The following is a 20,434-nucleotide window of genomic DNA, read 5'->3' on the forward strand; positions in this document are numbered from 1 at the left end:
TATCGTTATTCCTCGTCTTCGTCGAGATCGCCTTCTTCTCGCTGGATCGTCTTGACCCGCGCGATCGTCCGCTTGAGTTCGCCGATTTCGCCCGGATTCTCCGGGGCACCACCGGCGGCGAGGACAGCGTTGGCGTTCAGCAGTTCCGTCTCGAGATCCTCGAGTTCTGCCTGCCGTTCAGCAGGCGTCATGTCGCGGATTTCGTCAACGTGCAAGATCGCCATTATTCCTCATCCTCCTCAGAGTCGTCTTCCATTTCGGCGACGAGATCTTCAGCTTCGGCTTCGATCTCCTCGTCGAGTTCGTCGAGTTCCGCTTCGATGTCTTCCTCGCTGTCGACGGCGGTTTCGGCCTCGCCGGCGTCAGTTTCGGTTTCGTCGACGACTTCCTCTTCGATGACTTCTTCGACGACATCCTCGTCGATATCGACGGCTTCGTCGGCGTCGACTGCTTCGTCAGCCTCGAGGTCCTCAGCTTCGGGCTCTGGCTCACCCTCGAGCAGTTCCTCGACGCCTTCGGCCTCGTTAGCCTCGATTGCCTCGGGAACGACTTCCTCGAGGTCTACATCGTCGCGAATGCGGAAGTCGTCGGGGAGCTCGGCTCCCGGTGGGATGATTTTGACGTTGACACCGATGGTGCCAAGTTTCATCACTGCGACGCCCTGGCCACTGTCGACGACCTCTTCGGCAGGCTCGCCGTTGTGTTTGATGTAACCACGGTTGAACTTCTCCACGCGCGAGCGTGCGCCGGTGACCTTCCCGGCAAGGACGATTTCGGCACCGAGTGCGCCGGCGTCCATGATCCGGTCGATCGTCGTGTGACCGGCTTTTCGGAAGTACCAGCCACGCTCGAGTGCGTTGGCCAGTCGGTCGGCGACGATGCGGGCGTTGAGGTCCGGTTCCTCGACTTCCTGCACGTCGATCTGCGGGTCCTCGAGATTGAACTTCTCCTCGAGTGCCGTCGTGACCTTCCGAATGTTCTCACCGCCTTTGCCGATGACCATCCCGGGCTTTTCGGCCTTGAGGACGATCTGCGTTCCCATCGGCGTCTTGGCGACGTCCATACCACCGTAGCCTGCACGGCCGAGTTCTTCCTCGAAGAACTCGTCAATCTGAGACCGCTGCAGACCGTTTTCGATGAATTGATGTTCGTCTGCCATTAGTCGTCACCCTCCTCTTCGGTGTCCGCCTCGGCGACGACGATCTCGACGTCGACCTGCGGCGTGTTCCAGGCGGAGGCACGTCCCATCGCTCGCGGTTTGCGACCGACGGATTCGCCGACTTTGTGGGCTGCACAGTGGACGATTTCCATCGACCCACCGTCGAAGCCCTGGTGGTCGGCGTTGGCCGAAACGTTCTCGAGCAACTCGAGGAACGCCTCGCTTGCTTTTTCGGGGTATCGACCGGCGTCCCAGCCATCGATATCCGATCGGTGGCCGACGCCAGAGTTGTGCGAACGGAACGGAACCGAACGCTCCCCGGCGATCACTGCCTCGAGATAGTCGGCGGCGTCGTCGACCGTTCGACCCTTGATCTCGCGGGCGATCTCTTTGCTGTGCTTGTTGCTCATGTGACGCTCCCGAAGCATCGCTTTCGCGGTCGTGTCCGGGTCGGCGTCGACTGAGTAGTTGATTCCCATACGATGATCACTTCAGTGGGACGAACTTCGACGATCGCGTCGCACCGATACCGGCCTGTCCGTGTGAGACCGACGTTCGGGTGAGCTGGAACTCACCGAGGTAGTGGCCGATCATTTCGGGTTCGACGCGAACGCGTTCGAAGTTCTGTCCGTTGTAGACAGCGAACGTCAGGCCAACGAACTCCGGGAGCACCGGCATGTTGCGCAGATGCGTCCGGATCGGGGAGTTGGCCGTCTCCTGTTCGTCTTTCTCGCGAGCTTTCTCGAGCAACTTCTCTTGCTCGACTGAAAACCCGCGCACGATACTTCGTCGCTGGCGTGCCGGCAGCAGTTCAGCGACTTCCTCGAGCTCCAGATCCTGAAGCTCCTCGAGCGTGTGACCGCGGTAGGTGAACTCCTCACCCTCACGGCCGGTTCGGTACTCCTGACTCATTTGTTTCCACCTCGACCGGTGCGCCGGGAGGCGATGTCACCGACTTTCCGTCCCGGTGGTGCGTTCTTGGAGACGGATTTCGGACGTCCGGGGTGCTGGCGACCGCCACCACCGAATGGGTGGTCGACGGCGTTCATGGCAACCCCGCGAACGCGCGGCCACTTGATCCCGCGGGCGCGCATTTTGTGGTGTTTCTTTCCTGCCTTGACGAACGGCTTCTCGGTTCGGCCGCCGCCGGCAACGACGCCGACGGTCGCCCGACACTGTGGGTCGAGGCGTTTGACTTCGCCACTTGGCAGTTGAACGACCGCAGCCTTGCGGTCGTGCGTGATCAGGTCCGCGTTGACACCGGAGGCACGAGCGAATCGGCCGCCGTCGCCCGGCTTGGCCTCGACGTTGCACACCGGGACCCCTTCCGGAATCTCAGCGAGCGGAAGCGTGTTTCCGGGTTTGATCTCGGCGCTGACGCCGACCTGGATCTCCTCACCGACAGCGACGCCCTCGGGAACGAGGATGAGTCGCTGGTCGCCATCTTCGAACTCCACGGCGGCGATCGGTGCCGATCGAGCCGGATCATGCTCGATGCCGACGACCGTTCCCGACACGACGTCGGAATCGTCCGCACGTTTGTGCTCGAGTTTGGCTTTGTAGCGGTGTGATGGGGCACGGAACGTTGGTGCACCGCGGCCACGTCGTTGGCCGAAGATTCGTCGTCCCATGGTTAGAACACCCCAATTCGGGAGGCGACTTCCTGAGCATCGTCGTCGTCGCTCAGGGTCACCGTCGCTTTCTTTTTGCCCTGCATCGTGATCTGTGTGTTAACCTTGTCGACTGTGACGTCGAAGCGGTCTTCGACTTCGTCCCGAATTTCGGGTTTGCTGGCGTCGACGTTGACCAGGAACTGGAGCTTGTTCTCGAAGTCCATGTCGTTCATGGCCTTCTCCGTCACGAGGGGGAACTCGATGAGACTGCTCATCGGTCAGCCACCTCCTCGACGGCGCTCTCGGTCCAGACGGTCAGTCGACCGGCCTGCGTACCCGGTGCCAGATCCTCCGCGTTGACCTCGGCGGCGGTCGCCACGTCGGCACCCGCGAGGTTGCGGGCAGCGCGCGACGGACCGGTCTCGCTCGAGGTCACGAAGAGGATCGACTTCGGAGACTGGTATTTTCGGCCACGGAGTTTGCCCTGGCCGGAGCGAACGTTTCGCCCCTCGTCGGCGCGTTCGATGTCGCCGTCGACACCGACTGCCTCGAGGAAGGAGACGACCTCCTTGGTCTTGACGAGGTCTTCGAACTCGTCGCTGACGACCAGCGGAAGTTCGGTCTCCTCGTCGAAGACGTGGCCACGCTCTGTGACGACGTCTGCGTCGGTCGTCGCGGCGATGGCGCTTCGGGTGGCGAGCTGTCGCTCTTTCTTGTTGATCGATTCGCCCTGGTCTTTCTCGGCCTTCGGCGGGTGGGCTTTGCGTCCTTTGACAGCCTGTGGAACGCGTCGAGCGCGTCCGTTCTGTCGGGGGACGTGAGCCATCCCGCGGCCGCTGCCGAACGATTCGGCGGGAGTCCGCATCCCGGCGAACTCGTCGGCACCGTAGGCCTGTTTTCGGTTTGCCTGTGCGACGCGAACCGCGCGAGCGATCAGGTCCGGGCGGTAGTTCGTCTCGAACACCGCCGGGAGGTCGATCTCCCCCGCGTCTGCGCCGTCCAGGTCTCGTACTGTTGCCTGCATAGTTTATCCCTGGTTGGATGCGGTGGAGACGTAGCGCACCTCGGGATCGAGACGCGGCTGGTCTCCGGGTCGGATCGCCGGGCGGAAGCGCAGGAGGCGCTTGTTCGGCCCGGGGAGCGAGCCCTTGATCAACGCGTGTGGGCCGTCGACTTCGCCGTAGTTGACGAAGCCGCCGTCGACAGACGCGTCGTCGCCGTCGCCGATATCGACGAGGCGTTTGTTCAGTTCAGTCCGCTGGTGGTAGCCGGTCTGACCCTGCTGTGGCACGGTCGAGCGAACGCGGCTTGGATTCCACGGACCGAGGTTCCCGATGCGGCGGCGCCATCCCTGCCGGGCGTGTTTGCCCTTGCGCTTCTGGACGCCCCATCGCTTGACGGGACCTTGCGTTCCTTTCCCTTTCGTGACGCCGCTCGCGTCGACGTACTCGCCGGCGCGGAAGACGTCGTTCATCTCGTGCTCCCCGCCCTCGTGGACGAGTTCGAGCGCGAAATCGACGCGGTCGTTGACGGAGCCGCCGCCAACACGCGTTTCCATCACGTCGGGTTTCTTCTTGGGGACCGAGGGGACGCTGCCGGGGACGGTGTGGGTGATGACGCGAACGTCATCCACACGACCTTCCTCGAGTGCCCCACGAAGTTCGTCTTCGGCGGCATCGGCGTCGTAGTCGTCTCCGGGGACGTCGAGGACGCGGTCGAGTTCGTCGATGAACTCGGTCGTCCAGACCTCGGTAATCGGTTGCTGTCCATACGGTGTGTTCTCGTACGCACGCAGGGCGACGGCGCGCATTGGCGGCGTCTCCACGATGGTGACGGGAACGGTCTCTTCCATTCCCTCGGTCGGCGAGTTTGCGGTGTCGTCGACCATTACCACGTGGGTCATGCCGGCCTTGTAGCCCGCGAAGCCCTGGAGCGATGGCTGTCCGTCGTCATCCGGCCACGAGTTAAAGCGTGGGACCTCGCTGGTCGCCCGCTGTCGTGGACCGAATCCGAGTGAGCCTTTGCGTGGTGCGTTTGGTTGTGGCATTCTATCACGTTCTCAGTGAGAGGGGCGCGAGCGTGGCGAACAGAGCCTCTTCCGTTCGCACGACGTCGCTGCCCTGATGCGGAACCGTATTGAGCCAGAGGTCGAACCCCGTTTCCAGATCGTTGGGTTCGACGTTTGCGTCGTCCTGGCCACTGTATGCGGCCTCGACGGCCGTTTGATCGATGCCCAGGATGTCCGGCAACCCTCGTTCGGGTGCGCCGAAGGCGACGGTCATACCGTCCCGTTCGATGCGCCCGGCTAGCGTTCCCAGTGTCCCGACGGTGAGCGGTTCACCGTAGCGGGACGCAGCGATGCGAACGCCAGCGTCCTCACGGCCGAGTGCTGCCGAGAGGTCCGTGCGTTCGACGGCAAATCCCGGTGGGGATTCGTCGACGAGCTTCGCACGGACCGGTCGTCGCGAAGAGATCCTGACGGTCACGCGCTCTCCCTCCTGTACCGCCATCGATGGCGGCACGTTGAGGGAGATCGGGTGTTGCAAGCCGCAATTGACCCGGACGCGCCCTTCAGGTCCGACCTCGGTCACGATTCCTTGTCTTGACGACCCCGAACCGTTCGATTCGGAGCCGGTCTGTGACGGAGTGCGGAGCGGCGGTAAGACGCCCACGGCCTCCAGTTCGTCCCGCTTGCCCCAGGCCTCCTTTCGGAGGTATGGGGGCGTCGCGGCGTACCGTAACACGGTTTCGACGAACCCGCCGTCAAATTGCCCCGTTTCGCCGTCCCGATCTGGGTAGACGATGAGGCGATCAGCACGGAAGATGGTTGCCGCGCGAGCGACGTATCCGAGTTTGCGAGTTGCCTCGCGTTTGTCCTCGGCTTCCCGGCTGAGTGACGACGGCACGAGTACGCTTGTGGTCATACCGCCACTTCGGCGCCTCGTCACTAGACTGTAGCGCTTTGTTACCGACATGGTCTTAAAAGGGTGCCGGATTAGAATCCGGGCTGTGAGGCGTTCACAGGGCTCAAAACGTTGGTACTCGCACACACAGTCGCTCGAGGGAGAGTGCCCCGTGTAGTGATAGGTGGTGACTGCCAATAGTTGCCGGTTCAGGGAGTGTATGGCCTCGAGGTCGGTGTATTCGTTGCTCGAGGAAATCGAGTGACGGGCGTATGCTGTCGTGTGTCGCAGGCGTCCCGATTCGCAACGCTTATACATCCCTCGCGGAGTACTGTTAATTGCAACAGGGCGCTGGTAGTGTAGTGGTATCACGTGACCTTGCCATGGTCACAACCTGGGTTCAAATCCCAGCCAGCGCACTTCTACGGCGAACAACTTCGACGAGCACCGCGTAGCGTGTGCTCGGCATCCGTGAGCCGTGAAGTCGCTCTGGATTTGAATCAGGGAGGTCGCACGCAGTGAGCGAAGCGAGCGAGTACGTCCGACCGTGGTTCAAATCCCAGGCAGTACAAGTGTGCTGCACTACATCGACCTCCAACCGTGCTGATTGACGGGGAACGGCAACTGATCACACCACTTAACTCGAGACGCACCAACCCGCATCCATGAATGTACTCGTCACCGGAGCAACAGGCGGGATCGGTAGCTGGGTCGTCGACCGACTCGCCGAATTGGGCCACGACGTGGTCGGTGTCGACCTCGAGCGGCCACCGAAAACTCGAGAAAACGCCCACTTCTACGCGGCCGACCTGACTGACCAGGGACAGGCCTGGGAGCTGATACAGACGGTCGACCCGGACACGATCGTCCACTGTGCGTCGATTCCAAAGATGGGAATCGTCCCCGGCACTGAAACCTTCACCAACAACGTCGAGTGTACGTACAACACGTTCGTCGCGGCGGGCACTGTGGATGCGGATATCGTCTGGACCTCGAGCGAGAGCATTTACGGGACGCCCTTCGCCGAAGACGTGTGGCTACCGGACTATTTCCCCATCGACGAGGCCCATCCCAAACGACCGGAGGACCCGTACGGAACCTCGAAACTCGTCGGTGAGGAGTTGGCGGAGATGGTCGTCCGTCGTGACGGAATTTCGGTCACCTCGATTCGTCCCTCGTGGGTGAACTATCCGGGCGACTACGATCTGACGAGCGTTCGGGAATCGTTCGATCCGGCCACCGCCGAGAAGTCCGGGAATTTCTGGTCGTACATCGACGTTCGGGACGTCGTCTCCCTGATCGAGCGGGCGCTCGAGGCCGAAACTGAGGGACACGAAGCGTATCTCGCCGTCGCGGAAACGAACTATCTTGGCCGGGAGACTGCAGAGACGATCGAAGCCGTCTTCGGTGACTTACCAGCGGACTGTGACCTGACTGGGGAGGAATCCGCTTTTTCGACGGCGAAGGCTCGAGCGACGTTTGGCTGGGAACCGGCACACGATTGGCGTGACGCCGAGACGGCGACCGTCGACGGGCCGTCCTTTCTGTGACTACGGCCAGTGACTGGCTACTATAGATGCGTGGCCCAGCAGGCGTCGTCCTCTTGTCGTCTCTCGACAACGCCGAAAGCGTCATGACTGCTCGGGACCTGTATATTCAGTGACGAATAGCGGTGTTTTCACCGTGAGAAAACACCCGGTGTGGGTTTTCTTCCCCGAAAACAGAGTTGGCGTGTGAACGGCGGAGTCGAACGCACAGGGCGGAACGTGCACTCGAAGACACCGATGGTCTCTCGCTCGAGGACATCAAAGGTGCCACGCTCGAGGACACACATCAGTCGTTCGCATGCTGGTTACCAAGGGTGCCCACGCGTGACAGCCATCGATGAAACGTGAGGACACAACTCCCGTCCAAGTGAACGGAAATTCAATAAGTTCAAACCAATGACTTGATTATGATTCATCACACAGTGCCGGAAACGATGCTCTTTGATCCATCTACTGTCGAAGCCGTGCGGGATATTGCTCCGCTCTGGCTCGTAGTTTTGCTGACGGTGCTTTCGTTTCTGGGGAGCACGTTCTACCAGGTGCCGGTTTTGCTGACTATCTACTGGGTGAGTGCTCGAGAGCGGGCGGCAACGTGGCTCGGTATCGTCCTCGGGAGTTACGCGTTTCGAAGTCTACTCAAGCATCTGAACGATATCGAGCGTCCCCCGGTGGACCCACCGATCGATCCGGCGGCTTTTCCCGCCCTGGTCAGGCCGATTTACACACACCCGGCTGAAATCGCAACCACTTCGTTCCCGAGCGGGCACACGCTCGCGGCGACCGTCCTCTGGGGATTGCTGGTGGTCGATACGAAGATTGCCACCCGGCGAACGCGAGTTGCGGTGGCTGGATCGGTCATTTTCACTGTAGGCCTCTCGAGAGTCGTGCTCGGCGCTCATTACATCGAAGACGTCGTCGCCGGCTTCCTCTTCGGCGTGCTCTTTCTCGGCGTCGCACTGTCGGTCCGTAACCGCAGTCCTTCGTCGGTCGGTGCCACCTTCGGACTCGCCGGTGTCCTCTCTCTGGTCGTCGTTTCGTTCACCGAAAGCACGACCGGGAGCGTCGTACTCGGTGTCTCACTCGGTGCGTTGCTCGTCTGGCACGGGCGCTCTCACCTCGAGTCCCAGGCATCAAGACAGTACACGCTCGGTGCAGGCGGCGTGTTCGTTATCGTTGTCGCCCTGTTCTCGTCGGTCATCCTCGAACTCTTGCTCGTGGGTTTTTTACTCGGGATACTCGCGTTCTGGGTTCCGTGCCAGCCACGGGTTCGGACGACGGTAACGAAGCTGCCGTTCTGGCGTCGCCTCGAGCGTCGATAGTACCGGCAGGGAACCGAGTACACGACTGCCAAACAGAGGATAAGTCGGTAGCATAATAGACGTTGATAGATAATGGGTTGATATGACATACACCACTGACGATATTGCCGGGCGAATTCAGCACACTGAGGTGACGCCAACGGCAGATCGAGAGCGCATCGACGAACTCTGTGACGAGTGCCTCGAGTACGGGTTCGATGGGGCGATGGTCCAGCCGTGTTGGGTACCCCACGTCGCAGAGAGACTCGCTGATTCGGAGGTCACCGTCTGTACGGCTGTCGGGTTCCCGATGGGCGGTGACCGACCGCTGACGAAGGCGGTCGCCATACGAGACGCAGTCGCCGCCGGAGCGGAGGAAATCGACGTCATGCCGAATATCGGTTTCGTGAGGTCCGGGAACGACCAGGCCGTCCGAGAGGAACTCGAGACCATCGTCGACGCGGCCGGTGACGCGACCGTCAAGATCATGCTCGAACTCGCGGCCCTCTCGCCCGAGCGCCGGGAATTTCTGACGCAGGCGGCCGTCGACGCGGGGTTCGATTACATCAAAAACTCGAGTGGCTGGGGTGCCGGCGGCAAAGCCGACGTCGAGACCGTGTCGTTCCTGAGCGAGTACGCGACCCCGGAAACGAAGGTGAAAGCGAGTGGCGGTATCAAGACGTTCGAGGATGCCGTCGAACTGCTCGAGGCGGGGGCGGAGTTGCTGGGTGCCTCGAGCGGTGTCGAAATCGTCACCGGCGAGGTGGGCGAGGGTGAGTACTGACGCGGAGGGAGACGATGTGGTCTCCTCGGGTGGTCGAGTGACTGTCGTCGGGAGCTACAACGCCGGCTTCGTGATCGACGTGGACGAGATACCAGTTCCCGGCGAGACCGTTCTCGGCTCGGATTTCGCCGAAGGCCCCGGCGGAAAGGGGTCGAATCAGGCTATCGGCGTGGCCAGACTCGGGGCGAACGCCTCGTTCGTGGGCTGTGTAGGCGACGACCACTACGGCGACGAAGCGTTCGACCTCTGGGCACGAGAGGACGTCGACGTCGAAGCCGTCGAGCGCATCGACGACGTCGCAACCGGGGCGGGGTTCGTCATCGTCGACGAAAACGGAGAGAACGCCATCGCGGTCGCTCCGGGGGCGAACGCCGAACTCCATGCCGATCACGTTGCCGATGCCCACGAACAAATTCGGAACGCCGACGTGGTGCTTTGCCAACTCGAGATTGGTGACGAGGCCGTCGGACGAGCCGTCGAACTCGCTTCGGACGCGGGCGTTCCGACCGTACTAAATCCCGCCCCTGCCAGAGAACTCCCGGCCACAATCCTCGAGTCGGTCGACTACCTGACGCCAAATGTGACCGAAGCGCGACTGCTGGCTGGTCACGAACCGGACGCGGATGTCCCGAACGAAACCGTCGGTCACGAACTGCTCGAGTTGGGTGTCGGCTGCGTGGTCATGACGGTCGGCGAAGACGGAGCCCTGATTATCACCGAGGACGACCTCGAGCGCATTCCGGCGCCCGTCGTCGACGTGGTCGATACCACAGGTGCCGGGGACGCGTTCAACGCCGGTTTTGCGGTGGCGCTGACGGCTGGCCTCGACGTCACCGCAGCAACTCGGTTTGGGTGTCGAACCGGGGCCCACTGTGTCACCGCTCGAGAGGTTATTCCGGGATTGCCCACGCGGGAGGACCTCGAAGGAATTCCACGGCCAGACCGATGATTTAACACTCCAAAACTTAATGGTGTGTGATAATCTAATCCTAAAGAAGTAAGCATGACCGATAGTTCGATCGATAAAAATTCGGGCGAGGGGGGCTTCGATTCCGGGCCGAGCATGGAGGAATTGTTCGGCGACATCGAAGACGAGTCGCTCGAGGGGGAACAGATCGATCGGCAGGAGGACGATCCAAAAGACGACGAAGAAATCGAAGATCTAACCGCTGCCGACGTATTCAACCAACTGCGCGACGAAGTATCAGCGAACGACGGAGCCGAGTCCGTCCTCGAGGAAGCAAGTCCGGAAGACATCATCGCGAGCGCAGACGAACCGGTCGTCGAGGACGAAGAAATCGACGACGACCTCGTCGACGAAGGCGCACTCGACAATCTTCTCCTGACGGGCCGAACGAAAGGTGAGGAGTTCCTCTGGGTCGATAGCGGCGACTCGACGGATTCGAGTGAGTCGACCGACGCGATGCCAGGCCTGACCGAGAGCGGCGACGACGCCGATGGAGCCGAGTCGGCTGCTAGTACGGACGGCCACGCTCCAGCCGGTACGAAGCCAACCGAAGGCGAAACCACAGACGGCCACACAGTGACCGACCGAGAAGGTGCACCAAAGGTCACAGACCGCACGGACCAGGACGAGGAGGTGGAGCCTCGAAACGAGGACCTCGAGACGGAGGCCACGCGGACTTCTCCGAAGGAATCCGAGGTATCGCCCGCAGAACCCGAGGCCTCGACTGCAGAATCCAAGGCCCCACCTTCGGAACCCGGGACCCCAACTTCGGAACCCGAGACCCAAAATTCGGAGTCGGCGGCAGAGGACCTGGGAGGACGGCGTGAGTATTCACTCGAGTCGTCGGTCGACGAGCGAGAGCATACAACGGCTGCGGACACGAAAGATGACGCTGCAGACGAGAGCGAAGCGAGCCTCGACGATACTGGGTTCGAGGAATCGGCGGAGGACACGGCGACACCGGAGACACTCGAGGACGGGGACGAAACGGGCGGCGAAATCGTGCTTTCAGACGTAGAAAAAGATGATACCGAGATGGTCCCTGCCGAAGACGACGAGGGATCAGGCGGTTTTTTCGCCTGGATTCGGTCGAAGCTTCCGTTCTGATCGCTGCTTTCACGTTATTTTTTGTACCAATTCGATATTGTTTTCATAGTAAGTAAACTCGTCACCTGACGCTCGAGCCTCGAAGGAGAGCATGGTCCCAGACGAACCATGAGTGTGGGCGAAAGCGATTTTGCCGTCGATTTCGAACGATTCGATATGGCTGGAGACGAAGAACTCGAGCGTATTCGAGAGCAAAAGCGTCAGGAGCTACGCGACCGCGTCGAGGGAACCGGCGGCAAGTCGGTCGGTTCCGGGGATGAAAGCGCGACCGAAAGCCCGGACGAGCCAATCGGGATCACTGGCCCGGACCACTTCGGTGACGTGCTCGAGACCCACTCGCGGGTGCTGGTCGATTTCTACGCCGACTGGTGTGGCCCGTGTCAGATGCTCGCGCCGGTGCTGGACCGACTGGCCGCTGAGACACCGGGGACGATTGCGAAAGTCGATACGGAGGCACTCCCACAACTCGCCCAGCAGTACGGCGTTCGGGGGCTTCCAACGCTAATTCTGTTCGAGAACGGAGAGCCAGCACAGCAACTCGTCGGAATGCAACAGGAGTCGACGCTTCGGTCGCTGCTCACGGCATAGGTCAGCAGCCCGGTGATTCGTCCTGACCCGAACGAGGCGGCAGCTTCGAGGCAGGCACCACTCGAGCAGACCCGAAGCTCATTGACAGTGCAGAAAAAACGCACTCGAGCGAGAGGGAGACGCTTCGAGTCGACTCTCCCAGTTACAGGAAGCTCTCGATGTGGTCAGCGACCTCTTCGGGCGTGTCGCCGACGGGAACGCCCGCGTCGTTGAGGGCGTTGATCTTGCTCTCAGCGGTACCGGTACCCGAGCCAGAAACGATGGCCCCGGCGTGACCCATCCGTTTTCCTGGGGGTGCAGTGCGGCCAGCGATGAAGCCGGCGACGGGCGTATCGACGTGCTCGTCGATGTAGGCTGCGGCCTCCTCCTCGTCTTCGCCGCCGATCTCACCACACATGGCGATGGCCTTCGTGTCCGGGTCGTTCTCGAACAACTCGAGGGCGTCGATGAAGCTGGTTCCGATAATCGGGTCGCCGCCGATACCGATGGCGGTAGTCTGGCCGATACCGCGTTTGGTGAGGTTGTCGACGACCTGGTAGGTCAGCGTTCCCGAGCGCGAGACGAGTCCAACGTCACCCGAGGCAAAGATGTTCCCCGGCAGAATGCCGAGTTTGGCTTCACCGGGCGTGATCAGACCGGGACAGTTCGGTCCGATGAGGTAGGTATCGGTCTCGCTCAGTCGGCGGTTGACCCGAGCCATATCCTGGGTCGGGACGCCTTCGGTAATCGCGACGACGAGGTCGAGTTCCGTATCCAACGCTTCGAACATCGCATCACCTGCGAACGCAGGTGGCACGAACACGACCGAGGCGTCGGCGTCTTCTTCCTCGACGGCTTCGTGAACCGTGTCGTAGACGGGGACGCCGTGGACTTCCTGGCCGCCTTTGCCGGGAACCGCACCGGCGACGACGTTCGTGCCGTACTCGATCATCTGGCCGGCGTGGAACTTGCCCTCGCCACCAGTAATTCCCTGTACCACGACGCGGGTGTCGTCATCGACTAGTACACTCATTGGTTCACCTCATCAGCGTACTCGACGGCACGCTGGACTGCATCCTCGAGGGTCTGTTCGACCGTCACGAGGTCTTCGTTCAGAATCTCCATGCCTTCCTCCCAGTTGGTTCCGGCGAGTCGAACGACGACCGGTTTCGGAATCTCGTCGAACTGCTCGAGGGCTTCGTTGATCCCTTTCGCGACCTCGTCGCCACGGGTAATCCCGCCGAAGATGTTGAAGACGACGCTGTCGACGTTCTCATCGGAGAACACCATATCCAGCGCGTTGGCGATACGGGCGGCTTTCGCGCCACCACCGACGTCGAGGAAGTTGGCTGGCTCGCCGCCGTAGTGATCGACGAGATCGAGCGTCGTCATCACGAGGCCGGCACCGTTGCCGATGATCCCGACGTTGCCCTCGAGACGGACGTAGTCGAAGCTGTATTCGTCTGCCTTTTGCTCGAGTTCGTCACCCGACGCGGCCTCCTCTTCCATTGCCGAGAGCTCCGGCTGGCGGAATAGGGCGTCTTCGTCGATGTTCATCACGGCGTCGGCCGCGATGACCTCGTCGTCGCTCGTGACCATCAGCGGGTTGATCTCGGCGTCCGCGCCGTCGCGGTCGTCCCAGAGCTGATACAGCGTGGTCAGGACGCTCGAGACGTCACGCGCGAGTTCGCGGTCGACACCCGCATCGTAGACGGCCTTGCGGGCCTGGTAGGGGTGCATCCCGAACGCGGGATCGATGTGTTCGGAAGCGATGGCCTCCGGCGTTTCCTCTGCGACGGCCTCGATGTCGACACCGCCTTTCGTCGACACCATCGCGACGGGTTTGCCCGCGCCGCGGTCCATCGTCACGCCGACGTACAGTTCGTTCGTGAAGTCGACGGCTTCCTCGACCAGCACGCGGTCGACGTGGTAGCCTTTGAGGTCCATCCCGAGAATAGCGTCTGCCGCCTCGCGGGCTTCCGCCTCGTCGTCGACGAGTTTGATCCCGCCGGCTTTCCCCCGACCGCCGACCTGGACCTGTGCTTTGATCGCGACCGGATACCCGATCTCCTCGGCCGCGGCCACGACGCCGTCGACATCCGAGGCGAGCTGTGACGCTGGCGTCGGAATCCCGGCGTCAGCGAACACCTGCTTCGCCTGGTACTCATGAAGTTTCATTGCGCACTCGAGGGACGGTTCCGGTGTTGCTTAAATCATGGGAGTTTGCGCTCGAGGCAGCGGCGTTCGTGACAACGGTGAAATACAACGACTGCAATCGGGCCAAAGAGTTATCCGGTCACTGTGAGAAAATACGGGTGATCGTATGGCTGGCCGGTTGGAAACGGGAATCGACGTGCTGGACCGGAAACTGGATGGTGGGCTCCCGCCAGGCTGTGTGGTTGCCTACACCGCCAAACCGGCGAGCCAGTCCGAACTGTTACTGTACGAACTGACGGCCGCCCGTGGCACGCTGTATCTAACGACCGAACGAACCGACGACGTCGTCCGACACGCCATCGAATCATCGATGTCCCGCGTCGGGAGCCCGACGGTCCGCCACATCAACGAGGGCGACCCGCTCGAGGAAGCCAACCGACTCATCAGTGCCTTACCCGACGGTGCGAATCTCATTATCGACACGATGGACGTCCTCGAGGAATCCGACCAGGACGACTATCTCGAGTTTCTCAACGGGCTGAAAACACACATGCTCGAGACCGGCTCCGTCGCCGTCCTCCACTGTCTCAAACGACCCAATCCGCCGTCGAACCGTCCGACGACCGAACACGCCGCTGACGCGGTGTTCGACTTACAGACCGATCTCGGCGGGACGGAGATCGAAAACCACCTCACGATACCGAAATTCCGGGGCGGTGGGGCACCCGTCGAGTCGATTAAACTCCAACTTTCCGAGCGAGTCGAAATCGACACGAGTCGGGACATCGCCTGAACACGAACGTGACCGATACCTCGCGCCAGGAACGGCTTCGAAATCGGGTCCGAGCCGTTGCCCGCCGGGTTCGCCGGCGCTGGAAAGCGATTCTACTGGCCCTGCTCGTCGTATTCGCCGTCGTCGCTGTCGGCGTCGTGATCTACCTCGAGAACCCCTATCGAGGGGACAGTGATCGCCTCGCAGCGATCGAGGACCGAGACGACGTTTTCCTCGAGGTCGAAGACGGAACGTACGTCCTCCAGGGCGGCGAAATAACCGACGAGACCGTCGGGTTGATCGTCTATCCCGGCGCTCGCGTCCATCCCGATAGCTACCTCTGGACGCTTGCACCCGTGGTCGCAAACGAGGACGTGGTCGTGATGATCCCCGAGATGCCGCTGAACCTGGCTATTCTGGACTCGAGCGCCGCAGACGACGTCATGGACCGTCACGACGGAATCGATCAGTGGTACGTCGGCGGCCACTCGCTGGGCGGGGCGATGGCCTGTCGCTACGCGGCCCGAAACGACCAGCGGATCGACGGCGTCGTCCACCTGGCGTCGTACTGTGACGAGAGTGACGACCTCCGTGGCACGAACCTCGCGGTCCTCTCGATACAGGGGACGGCTGACGGCGTCATCGACCGGGACACCGAGCGAGCTAACCGTCACCTCCTTGGGGACGCCGCTATCGTCGTCGAAATAGACGGGATGAATCACGCCCAGTTCGGTGCCTACGGCGACCAGCGCGGCGATACCTCCCCGACTATCAGTGACGAACTCGCACGCGAACAACTCATCGAGACGCTCCTCGAGTGGCTCCGTGAGGAAACGACAGGAGCCGACACCAACGCCGAAAAGCTCGTCGGCACGCTACCGTAACGTCGAACAGCGTTGGTCTGTCGTCACTGTGAACGGTGTGGTTCGGACCGTCACACATCCGTGATACGGTCTGGTAGTGAAGCTACTGTGCCAGTAAGCTATAGTAGCTATTGAAAGTCAATGCACACCCTCTCGCAAGACTGCATCGCGATAGGTGTGTAAATCGTTTCAATTGCTACTATACAAACAGCGCTGGTACAGGCTATCGGGTCGAAAACGGATCGGAAAACGGTGACGGGCTTTCTACTCGTCGTCGGCTTCTGCCTCGAGTTCGTCGACGATTTCGTCGGCGTCGACGTCGGCATCCTCGAGTGCGGCCTCGAGGTCGGCTTCGCCGCCGCCCATACCGCCCATGCCGCCCATCATACCGGGCATACCCATACCGCCCATACCGTCGATGACCTCCTGAACGATGACGCGGTCGACGCCGACCTTGTCGATGACGTCTTGAGCGATCTGCTGTTTCGAGAACATCCACTGCTGGTTCATCGTCAGCTGTGGCGTCGATTCGACGTACAGCGTCTCTTTCTCGACGACTTCGGTCTCGTATTCGGGTTCGGCATCCTCGTCCGCTTCGTCGTCCTCAGATTCGACGAGAACCTCCTCTTCAACCTCGTCGGTCTCGATGTGAAGTTCGGGTTCGACGTCGAGGTACATCTCGAACAGGCCGGCCGCCTGCTGTGCGCGGTCGTCGACGACCTCGAGCACTTCGTAGTTGTACTCGACGTCCTCACCCGCGAGGGGGTGATTGAAGTCGACGCGTGCGCGACCGCCGACGATTGTGCTGATGTAGCCGTGGCGGCCATCGATGTGGACGTGTGCACCGGGGTAGCGGTCGTCCTCGTCGATTTTGTCGGCACTGATGGTTTCGACGGCGTCGTTGTCGTACTCGCCGAAAGCGTCTTCCGCGGGAACGGTTACGTCACCCTCGTCGCCGACCTCGCCACCGATAACGGCGTCTTCGACGTCATCGAAGATGTGGCCTTCGCCGAGGACGATGGTTCGCGGTCCGAATTCGCGTTCCTCCGTGTCGACGCCTTCCTCTTCGGCGACCTCGGGGTCGGTCGTGTCGACTAGCTGGTCGCCCTCGACCGTCCGGGCGGTGTAGGCAATTTTGACGAATTCGCCAGCCTGGAGCCCGCTTGGCTCCTCCTCGGACTCTTCCTGTTCGACGTCCTCCTCGACGTCATCGGTCGCTGATTCGGATTCGAGTTCGGCCTCTTGATCCTCAGTCATATGTGGTACGACCCGCCGTCTGCATTTAAGGTCGACGTTTTTGTCTGAGAGATGCGCTGAAAGTGAGCCCCCACCAGTTCCACGAACCCCTTTACCCAGCCCAACCCAACCACCACACATGTACGAGGTCGAACTCAAAGTCGAAGCCGTCCTCGAGACCGTCCGTCGTCAGCTCGAGGTGGAAGGGGCGACGAAACAGGGGACAGTCACACAGGAAGATACCTACTACGACGCGCCCCACCGTTCGTTTTCGGAGACCGACGAAGCGCTTCGGATTCGCCGTGAACTGACCGATGAGACGGCTGAAAGCCGAGTAACCTACAAGGGGCCGCTGCTCGACAACGAGTCGAAAACCCGTGCGGAACACGAAACCGGCGTCGAGGACGGGGAAACGATGGACGACGTGTTGTGTGCACTCGGGTTCGAACCGGTTGCAACCGTTTACAAAGAACGTGAACGCTACGCGCTTGAGGGCTACACTGTCACGCTGGATGCCGTCGATGACGTTGGTGAGTACGTCGAAATCGAGGCAGAGACCGAGAGTATGGAGGAGATTGAATCCGTCCGGATGGGGGCTAAACGGGTCCTCGAGCGCCTCGACCTCGACCCCGAAACCCAACTGCGAACCTCGTATCTGGAACTGTTGCTCGAGTAGACAGTACGGAGGTCGCCAGTGCCGGCGTATAACTCGAGGGTATCTTTCTGTCTGGCAAACTTTTCGCAAGTTATAGAACCAACCCGGCAGAACGGAGAGTAATGAGCGAACGGAACATCAGGGTCGAACCGATCGACCGCCGTGCAGTCGAGGACCAGGAGGTCGAAATCGTCGAACGAAAGGGAATCGGCCATCCCGATTCGATCTGTGACGGCATTGCCGAAAGCGTCGCTGGGGCGCTCGCCCGCGAGTACCTCGAACGCGTTGGCAAGGTGCTCCACTTCAATACAGACGAGACACAGTTGGTTGCCGGCGAAGCCGCACCAGCTTTCGGCGGCGGCGAAGTCGTCGATCCGATCTATCTTCTCATCGTCGGCCGGGCGACCAAACACTACGAGGGGCAGACGATACCAACCGAACGAATCGCCCTCTCAGCCGCGCGAGAATACCTCGAGTCCGAACTGCCCCAACTGGTCTTCGGCGAGGACATCGTCGTCGACGTGAAGCTTGGCGAGGGCAGCGGCGACCTGCAAGACGTCTTCGGCGAAGACGAGGTGCACGTTCCGATGGCCAACGACACGAGTTTCGGCGTTGGTCACGCTCCACTCTCAGAAACCGAACAGATCGTCTACAACGCGGAACGACGGCTCAACGAGGAGTTTGCTGCCGAGAACCCAGCACTCGGCACCGACGTCAAAATCATGGGCAAACGCGAAGGCGACAAAATCGACGTGACCGTCGCTGCCGCGATGGTCGACGCACACATCGACGACATCGACGACTACGTCACAACCGTCGAGGACGTCAGCGACTTCGTCGCCGACGTCGCCAACGAGTACACCGACCGGGACGTTTCCGTCTACGTCAATACGGCCGACGATGTCGAATCCGGTTCGATCTACCTCACCGTCACGGGCACCTCGGCCGAACAGGGTGACGATGGCTCCGTTGGTCGAGGCAACCGTGCCAACGGCCTCATCACGCCGAATCGATCGATGTCGATGGAAGCCACCAGCGGGAAAAACCCGGTCAACCACATCGGTAAAATCTACAACCTGCTCTCGACCGACATCGCCGAGAACGTCGTAGGCGAAGTCGATGGAATCCGCGACCTGCGCGTCCGTTTGCTGAGCCAGATCGGTCGCCCAATCGATCAGCCCCACGTCGCTGACGTACACGTCGTGCTCGAAGAAGACGTCGCCCTCGAGGACGTCCGGGGTGACATCGAGGCAATCGTCGACGATGGCCTCGGGAACGTCACCGAGATTACCCAGCGCGTGATCGACGGCGAACTCGACACGTTCTAACGCCTCGTTTTTCGGGTTTGACGCTCCAGATCGCCACAGGATCGAGAGCAGCGCCACTACCAGCGACGAGTAAACGTCGTCGCACCTGACACGCCCTTCGCCGTCTTCGCAAGAATCAAACCCTCACTCGAGAAACTCGAGTGTATCGAAACGAAACAGCACTGATACCCGTGTCCGATTCGAGTGATTCGCCGAGTAGCCGAAACATCGTTGTCGCCGTCGTCGCGAGTACGTTCTTCGTCGGGTTCGGCGGTGGCGTCGTCTTTCCCATCCTGCCGAACCTGGGGGAAGTCCTCGGCATTTCGGCGTTCGTCGTCGGCCTCATTTTATCCGCGAATCGGTGGACGCGGCTGGTGGCAAACGCGCCTGCAGGGGTACTCATCGACCGGATTGGGACGCGAAAGCCGTTCGTCGTCGGTCTGGCCATCGAAGGCGTCGCCACGTTCGGTTACGTGTTGGCAATCTACGCCTCGAGACCGGACACCGTCCTCGGGACGCTCGTCGGGTTCGTCTCGCCGTCACCGGAGGTGTGGTTCATGGTGGCGCGAATCCTCTGGGGGCTTGGCAGTGCGCTCGTGTTCGCGACGGCATACACGATCACGGCAGACGTGAGCGAGGCAGACTCCCGCGGGACGAGCATGGGCGTCGTTCGTGCGGGTATTACGTTCGGGTTCCCCGCTGGGTTGGTCCTCGGCGGGATCGTCAGCGAACTGTACAGCAACTCGGCGGCGTTCATCTTGGCCGCCGGATTCGCCGCCCTGGCGAGCGTCATCGCCTATCTCGTGGTTCCGGAAACCCACGTCGAGGGACACGACAGTTCGGTCAAACCCTGGGACCTCGAGATTACGATTCCGGCGATCACTGTGGGCCTGGTCAACTTCGGCCTCTACTTCGCCTACGTGGGCGTCCTGTTTTCGACCCTCGTGCTGTATCTCGGCGACGCATCGCTCACCATTTCGACGGCAGTGTTCGGTTACGGCATCGAGTACGGCGAGCAGGGCACCTCCGGATTGTTGATGGCTATCACCGTCCTGATGGGCGCTGTGTTCACGATATCGGGTGGTGTCGTGAGCGATTCCGTCGGCGCTCGAGTGCCCGTCCTCGTCGGCTTTCTGCTCATCAACTGTCTCGGGTTCGTCGTGCTCGCGCTGGCGGGTTCCTTCGTGACCGTCGTCGTTGGCTGTGCACTCATCGGTGCTGGCCAGGGTGGGGTCAGTGGCCCCCTCACGGCGCTGCTGGCAGACCTGACGCCCGAGGACCGTATGGGACGAGCGATGGGGACGAACAACGTTCTCGGTGACGTCGGTGGGGGCCTCGGCCCCCTCGTCTCGTTGCCGCTGGTCGGCATCATCGGCTTCCCGATTATGTACACGGTCAGTGCAGCAATCGCACTCGGAGCTGGTCTCGTGTTGGTTGTCGGCGTTTATTACCACACCGGGCACGTGAGTCCAGATGTGGCCGACGCCCTCGAGTGATGG

Annotated in this window: 23 protein-coding genes and 1 tRNA gene; 12 read left to right on the forward strand and 12 right to left on the reverse strand. The window is 61.3% G+C overall.

Annotation, left to right across the window (positions count from 1 at the left end; translation table 11 throughout):
• Positions 1-5 precede the first annotated feature (5 nt).
• Genes rpmC through NLK60_RS05825 form a run of 9 tightly spaced genes read right to left on the reverse strand, consistent with a single transcriptional unit; the run spans position 6 to position 5,696 of the window.
• Positions 6-224, reverse strand: a complete 219-nt coding sequence (gene rpmC / locus NLK60_RS05785; protein WP_254809938.1) for a 50S ribosomal protein L29 — start codon at positions 222-224, stop codon at positions 6-8.
• Positions 224-1,159 carry a 30S ribosomal protein S3 gene (locus NLK60_RS05790; protein ID WP_254809939.1) on the reverse strand — a complete coding sequence of 312 codons (936 nt, stop codon included), beginning with the start codon at positions 1,157-1,159 and terminating at the stop codon, positions 224-226. The genes rpmC and NLK60_RS05790 overlap by 1 nt, the downstream gene beginning before the upstream one ends.
• Positions 1,159-1,638: a 50S ribosomal protein L22 gene (locus tag NLK60_RS05795; RefSeq protein ID WP_254809940.1), complete on the reverse strand. Its 480-nt coding sequence runs from the start codon at positions 1,636-1,638 to the stop codon at positions 1,159-1,161. Before NLK60_RS05795 ends, NLK60_RS05790 begins: the two co-directional genes overlap by 1 nt.
• 7 nt (positions 1,639-1,645) lie before the next feature.
• Positions 1,646-2,071, reverse strand: coding sequence for a 30S ribosomal protein S19 (locus tag NLK60_RS05800; protein WP_254809941.1), 426 nt, complete (start codon positions 2,069-2,071; stop codon positions 1,646-1,648).
• Positions 2,068-2,790, reverse strand: a complete 723-nt coding sequence (locus NLK60_RS05805) for a 50S ribosomal protein L2 (RefSeq protein WP_254809942.1) — start codon at positions 2,788-2,790, stop codon at positions 2,068-2,070. The genes NLK60_RS05800 and NLK60_RS05805 overlap by 4 nt, the downstream gene beginning before the upstream one ends.
• Before the next feature lie 2 nt (positions 2,791-2,792).
• The gene (locus NLK60_RS05810; protein ID WP_254809943.1) at positions 2,793-3,047 is read right to left on the reverse strand and encodes a 50S ribosomal protein L23; all 255 of its coding nucleotides are present in this window, start codon (positions 3,045-3,047) and stop codon (positions 2,793-2,795) included.
• A complete protein-coding gene (rpl4p, locus tag NLK60_RS05815; protein WP_254809944.1) occupies positions 3,044-3,796 on the reverse strand; it encodes a 50S ribosomal protein L4 in 753 nt (250 codons plus the stop codon). Before rpl4p ends, NLK60_RS05810 begins: the two co-directional genes overlap by 4 nt.
• Before the next feature lie 3 nt (positions 3,797-3,799).
• Positions 3,800-4,819: a 50S ribosomal protein L3 gene (locus tag NLK60_RS05820; RefSeq protein ID WP_254809945.1), complete on the reverse strand. Its 1,020-nt coding sequence runs from the start codon at positions 4,817-4,819 to the stop codon at positions 3,800-3,802.
• A 4-nt stretch (positions 4,820-4,823) separates the two neighbouring features.
• Entirely contained in the window at positions 4,824-5,696 is an 873-nt protein-coding gene (locus tag NLK60_RS05825) for an RNA methyltransferase (protein WP_254809946.1), read from the reverse strand.
• A gap of 327 nt (positions 5,697-6,023) precedes the next feature.
• On the opposite strand from NLK60_RS05825, the gene NLK60_RS05830 reads away from it, so the two are divergent.
• From NLK60_RS05830 to trxA, 7 genes are all read left to right on the forward strand, one after another.
• Positions 6,024-6,094 (forward strand) — tRNA-Gly (locus NLK60_RS05830).
• A 246-nt stretch (positions 6,095-6,340) separates the two neighbouring features.
• Positions 6,341-7,225 carry an NAD-dependent epimerase/dehydratase family protein gene (locus tag NLK60_RS05835; protein ID WP_254809947.1) on the forward strand — a complete coding sequence of 295 codons (885 nt, stop codon included), beginning with the start codon at positions 6,341-6,343 and terminating at the stop codon, positions 7,223-7,225.
• A 431-nt stretch (positions 7,226-7,656) separates the two neighbouring features.
• The gene (locus NLK60_RS05840) at positions 7,657-8,541 is read left to right on the forward strand and encodes a phosphatase PAP2 family protein (RefSeq protein WP_254809948.1); all 885 of its coding nucleotides are present in this window, start codon (positions 7,657-7,659) and stop codon (positions 8,539-8,541) included.
• An 82-nt stretch (positions 8,542-8,623) separates the two neighbouring features.
• Positions 8,624-9,304 (forward strand): deoxyribose-phosphate aldolase, encoded by a 681-nt coding sequence (gene deoC, locus NLK60_RS05845; RefSeq protein ID WP_254809949.1) that lies wholly within the window; start codon positions 8,624-8,626, stop codon positions 9,302-9,304.
• Positions 9,294-10,253: a ribokinase gene (gene rbsK, locus NLK60_RS05850; RefSeq protein ID WP_254809950.1), complete on the forward strand. Its 960-nt coding sequence runs from the start codon at positions 9,294-9,296 to the stop codon at positions 10,251-10,253. The genes deoC and rbsK overlap by 11 nt, the downstream gene beginning before the upstream one ends.
• Before the next feature lie 54 nt (positions 10,254-10,307).
• Positions 10,308-11,378 (forward strand): prolipoprotein diacylglyceryl transferase, encoded by a 1,071-nt coding sequence (locus tag NLK60_RS05855; protein WP_254809951.1) that lies wholly within the window; start codon positions 10,308-10,310, stop codon positions 11,376-11,378.
• Between the two features lie 156 nt (positions 11,379-11,534).
• The gene (trxA, locus tag NLK60_RS05860; RefSeq protein ID WP_254809952.1) at positions 11,535-11,966 is read left to right on the forward strand and encodes a thioredoxin; all 432 of its coding nucleotides are present in this window, start codon (positions 11,535-11,537) and stop codon (positions 11,964-11,966) included.
• Positions 11,967-12,108: 142 nt separating this feature from the next.
• Here the strand turns inward: trxA and sucD are convergent, their stop codons facing one another.
• Together sucD and sucC are read right to left on the reverse strand one after the other, a co-directional pair.
• The gene (gene sucD, locus NLK60_RS05865; protein ID WP_254809953.1) at positions 12,109-12,978 is read right to left on the reverse strand and encodes a succinate--CoA ligase subunit alpha; all 870 of its coding nucleotides are present in this window, start codon (positions 12,976-12,978) and stop codon (positions 12,109-12,111) included.
• On the reverse strand, positions 12,975-14,123 hold the full coding sequence (gene sucC / locus NLK60_RS05870; protein WP_254809954.1) for an ADP-forming succinate--CoA ligase subunit beta: 1,149 nt from the start codon (positions 14,121-14,123) through the stop codon (positions 12,975-12,977). The genes sucD and sucC overlap by 4 nt, the downstream gene beginning before the upstream one ends.
• 145 nt (positions 14,124-14,268) lie before the next feature.
• Between sucC and NLK60_RS05875 the strand changes: the two genes are divergently transcribed.
• Together NLK60_RS05875 and NLK60_RS05880 are read left to right on the forward strand one after the other, a co-directional pair.
• The gene (locus tag NLK60_RS05875) at positions 14,269-14,895 is read left to right on the forward strand and encodes an RAD55 family ATPase (RefSeq protein ID WP_254809955.1); all 627 of its coding nucleotides are present in this window, start codon (positions 14,269-14,271) and stop codon (positions 14,893-14,895) included.
• 8 nt (positions 14,896-14,903) lie between these two features.
• Positions 14,904-15,758 (forward strand): alpha/beta fold hydrolase, encoded by an 855-nt coding sequence (locus tag NLK60_RS05880; RefSeq protein ID WP_254809956.1) that lies wholly within the window; start codon positions 14,904-14,906, stop codon positions 15,756-15,758.
• A gap of 243 nt (positions 15,759-16,001) precedes the next feature.
• Here the strand turns inward: NLK60_RS05880 and NLK60_RS05885 are convergent, their stop codons facing one another.
• Positions 16,002-16,994 carry an FKBP-type peptidyl-prolyl cis-trans isomerase gene (locus NLK60_RS05885; protein ID WP_254809957.1) on the reverse strand — a complete coding sequence of 331 codons (993 nt, stop codon included), beginning with the start codon at positions 16,992-16,994 and terminating at the stop codon, positions 16,002-16,004.
• Positions 16,995-17,112: 118 nt separating this feature from the next.
• Between NLK60_RS05885 and cyaB the strand changes: the two genes are divergently transcribed.
• The 3 genes from cyaB (at position 17,113) to NLK60_RS05900 (ending at position 20,431) form a co-directional block, all read left to right on the forward strand.
• The gene (cyaB, locus tag NLK60_RS05890; RefSeq protein ID WP_254809958.1) at positions 17,113-17,649 is read left to right on the forward strand and encodes a class IV adenylate cyclase; all 537 of its coding nucleotides are present in this window, start codon (positions 17,113-17,115) and stop codon (positions 17,647-17,649) included.
• A 101-nt stretch (positions 17,650-17,750) separates the two neighbouring features.
• Positions 17,751-18,956 (forward strand): methionine adenosyltransferase, encoded by a 1,206-nt coding sequence (locus NLK60_RS05895; protein WP_254809959.1) that lies wholly within the window; start codon positions 17,751-17,753, stop codon positions 18,954-18,956.
• A 140-nt stretch (positions 18,957-19,096) separates the two neighbouring features.
• On the forward strand, positions 19,097-20,431 hold the full coding sequence (locus NLK60_RS05900; protein WP_425499067.1) for an MFS transporter: 1,335 nt from the start codon (positions 19,097-19,099) through the stop codon (positions 20,429-20,431).
• Positions 20,432-20,434 lie beyond the last annotated feature (3 nt).

Source organism: Natronosalvus amylolyticus (assembly GCF_024298845.1).
GTDB classification, from domain to species: Archaea; Halobacteriota; Halobacteria; order Halobacteriales; family Natrialbaceae; genus Natronosalvus; species Natronosalvus amylolyticus.

Coding starts and splice junctions, on each gene's coding strand:
- rpmC (WP_254809938.1), bottom strand. CDS start 224: ATGGCGATCTTGCACGTTGACGAAATCCGCGACATGACGCCTGCTGAA.
- NLK60_RS05790 (WP_254809939.1), bottom strand. CDS start 1,159: ATGGCAGACGAACATCAATTCATCGAAAACGGTCTGCAGCGGTCTCAG.
- NLK60_RS05795 (WP_254809940.1), bottom strand. CDS start 1,638: ATGGGAATCAACTACTCAGTCGACGCCGACCCGGACACGACCGCGAAA.
- NLK60_RS05800 (WP_254809941.1), bottom strand. CDS start 2,071: ATGAGTCAGGAGTACCGAACCGGCCGTGAGGGTGAGGAGTTCACCTAC.
- NLK60_RS05805 (WP_254809942.1), bottom strand. CDS start 2,790: ATGGGACGACGAATCTTCGGCCAACGACGTGGCCGCGGTGCACCAACG.
- NLK60_RS05810 (WP_254809943.1), bottom strand. CDS start 3,047: ATGAGCAGTCTCATCGAGTTCCCCCTCGTGACGGAGAAGGCCATGAAC.
- rpl4p (WP_254809944.1), bottom strand. CDS start 3,796: ATGCAGGCAACAGTACGAGACCTGGACGGCGCAGACGCGGGGGAGATC.
- NLK60_RS05820 (WP_254809945.1), bottom strand. CDS start 4,819: ATGCCACAACCAAACGCACCACGCAAAGGCTCACTCGGATTCGGTCCA.
- NLK60_RS05825 (WP_254809946.1), bottom strand. CDS start 5,696: ATGACCACAAGCGTACTCGTGCCGTCGTCACTCAGCCGGGAAGCCGAG.
- NLK60_RS05835 (WP_254809947.1), top strand. CDS start 6,341: ATGAATGTACTCGTCACCGGAGCAACAGGCGGGATCGGTAGCTGGGTC.
- NLK60_RS05840 (WP_254809948.1), top strand. CDS start 7,657: ATGCTCTTTGATCCATCTACTGTCGAAGCCGTGCGGGATATTGCTCCG.
- deoC (WP_254809949.1), top strand. CDS start 8,624: ATGACATACACCACTGACGATATTGCCGGGCGAATTCAGCACACTGAG.
- NLK60_RS05855 (WP_254809951.1), top strand. CDS start 10,308: ATGACCGATAGTTCGATCGATAAAAATTCGGGCGAGGGGGGCTTCGAT.
- trxA (WP_254809952.1), top strand. CDS start 11,535: ATGGCTGGAGACGAAGAACTCGAGCGTATTCGAGAGCAAAAGCGTCAG.
- sucD (WP_254809953.1), bottom strand. CDS start 12,978: ATGAGTGTACTAGTCGATGACGACACCCGCGTCGTGGTACAGGGAATT.
- sucC (WP_254809954.1), bottom strand. CDS start 14,123: ATGAAACTTCATGAGTACCAGGCGAAGCAGGTGTTCGCTGACGCCGGG.
- NLK60_RS05875 (WP_254809955.1), top strand. CDS start 14,269: ATGGCTGGCCGGTTGGAAACGGGAATCGACGTGCTGGACCGGAAACTG.
- NLK60_RS05885 (WP_254809957.1), bottom strand. CDS start 16,994: ATGACTGAGGATCAAGAGGCCGAACTCGAATCCGAATCAGCGACCGAT.
- cyaB (WP_254809958.1), top strand. CDS start 17,113: ATGTACGAGGTCGAACTCAAAGTCGAAGCCGTCCTCGAGACCGTCCGT.
- NLK60_RS05895 (WP_254809959.1), top strand. CDS start 17,751: ATGAGCGAACGGAACATCAGGGTCGAACCGATCGACCGCCGTGCAGTC.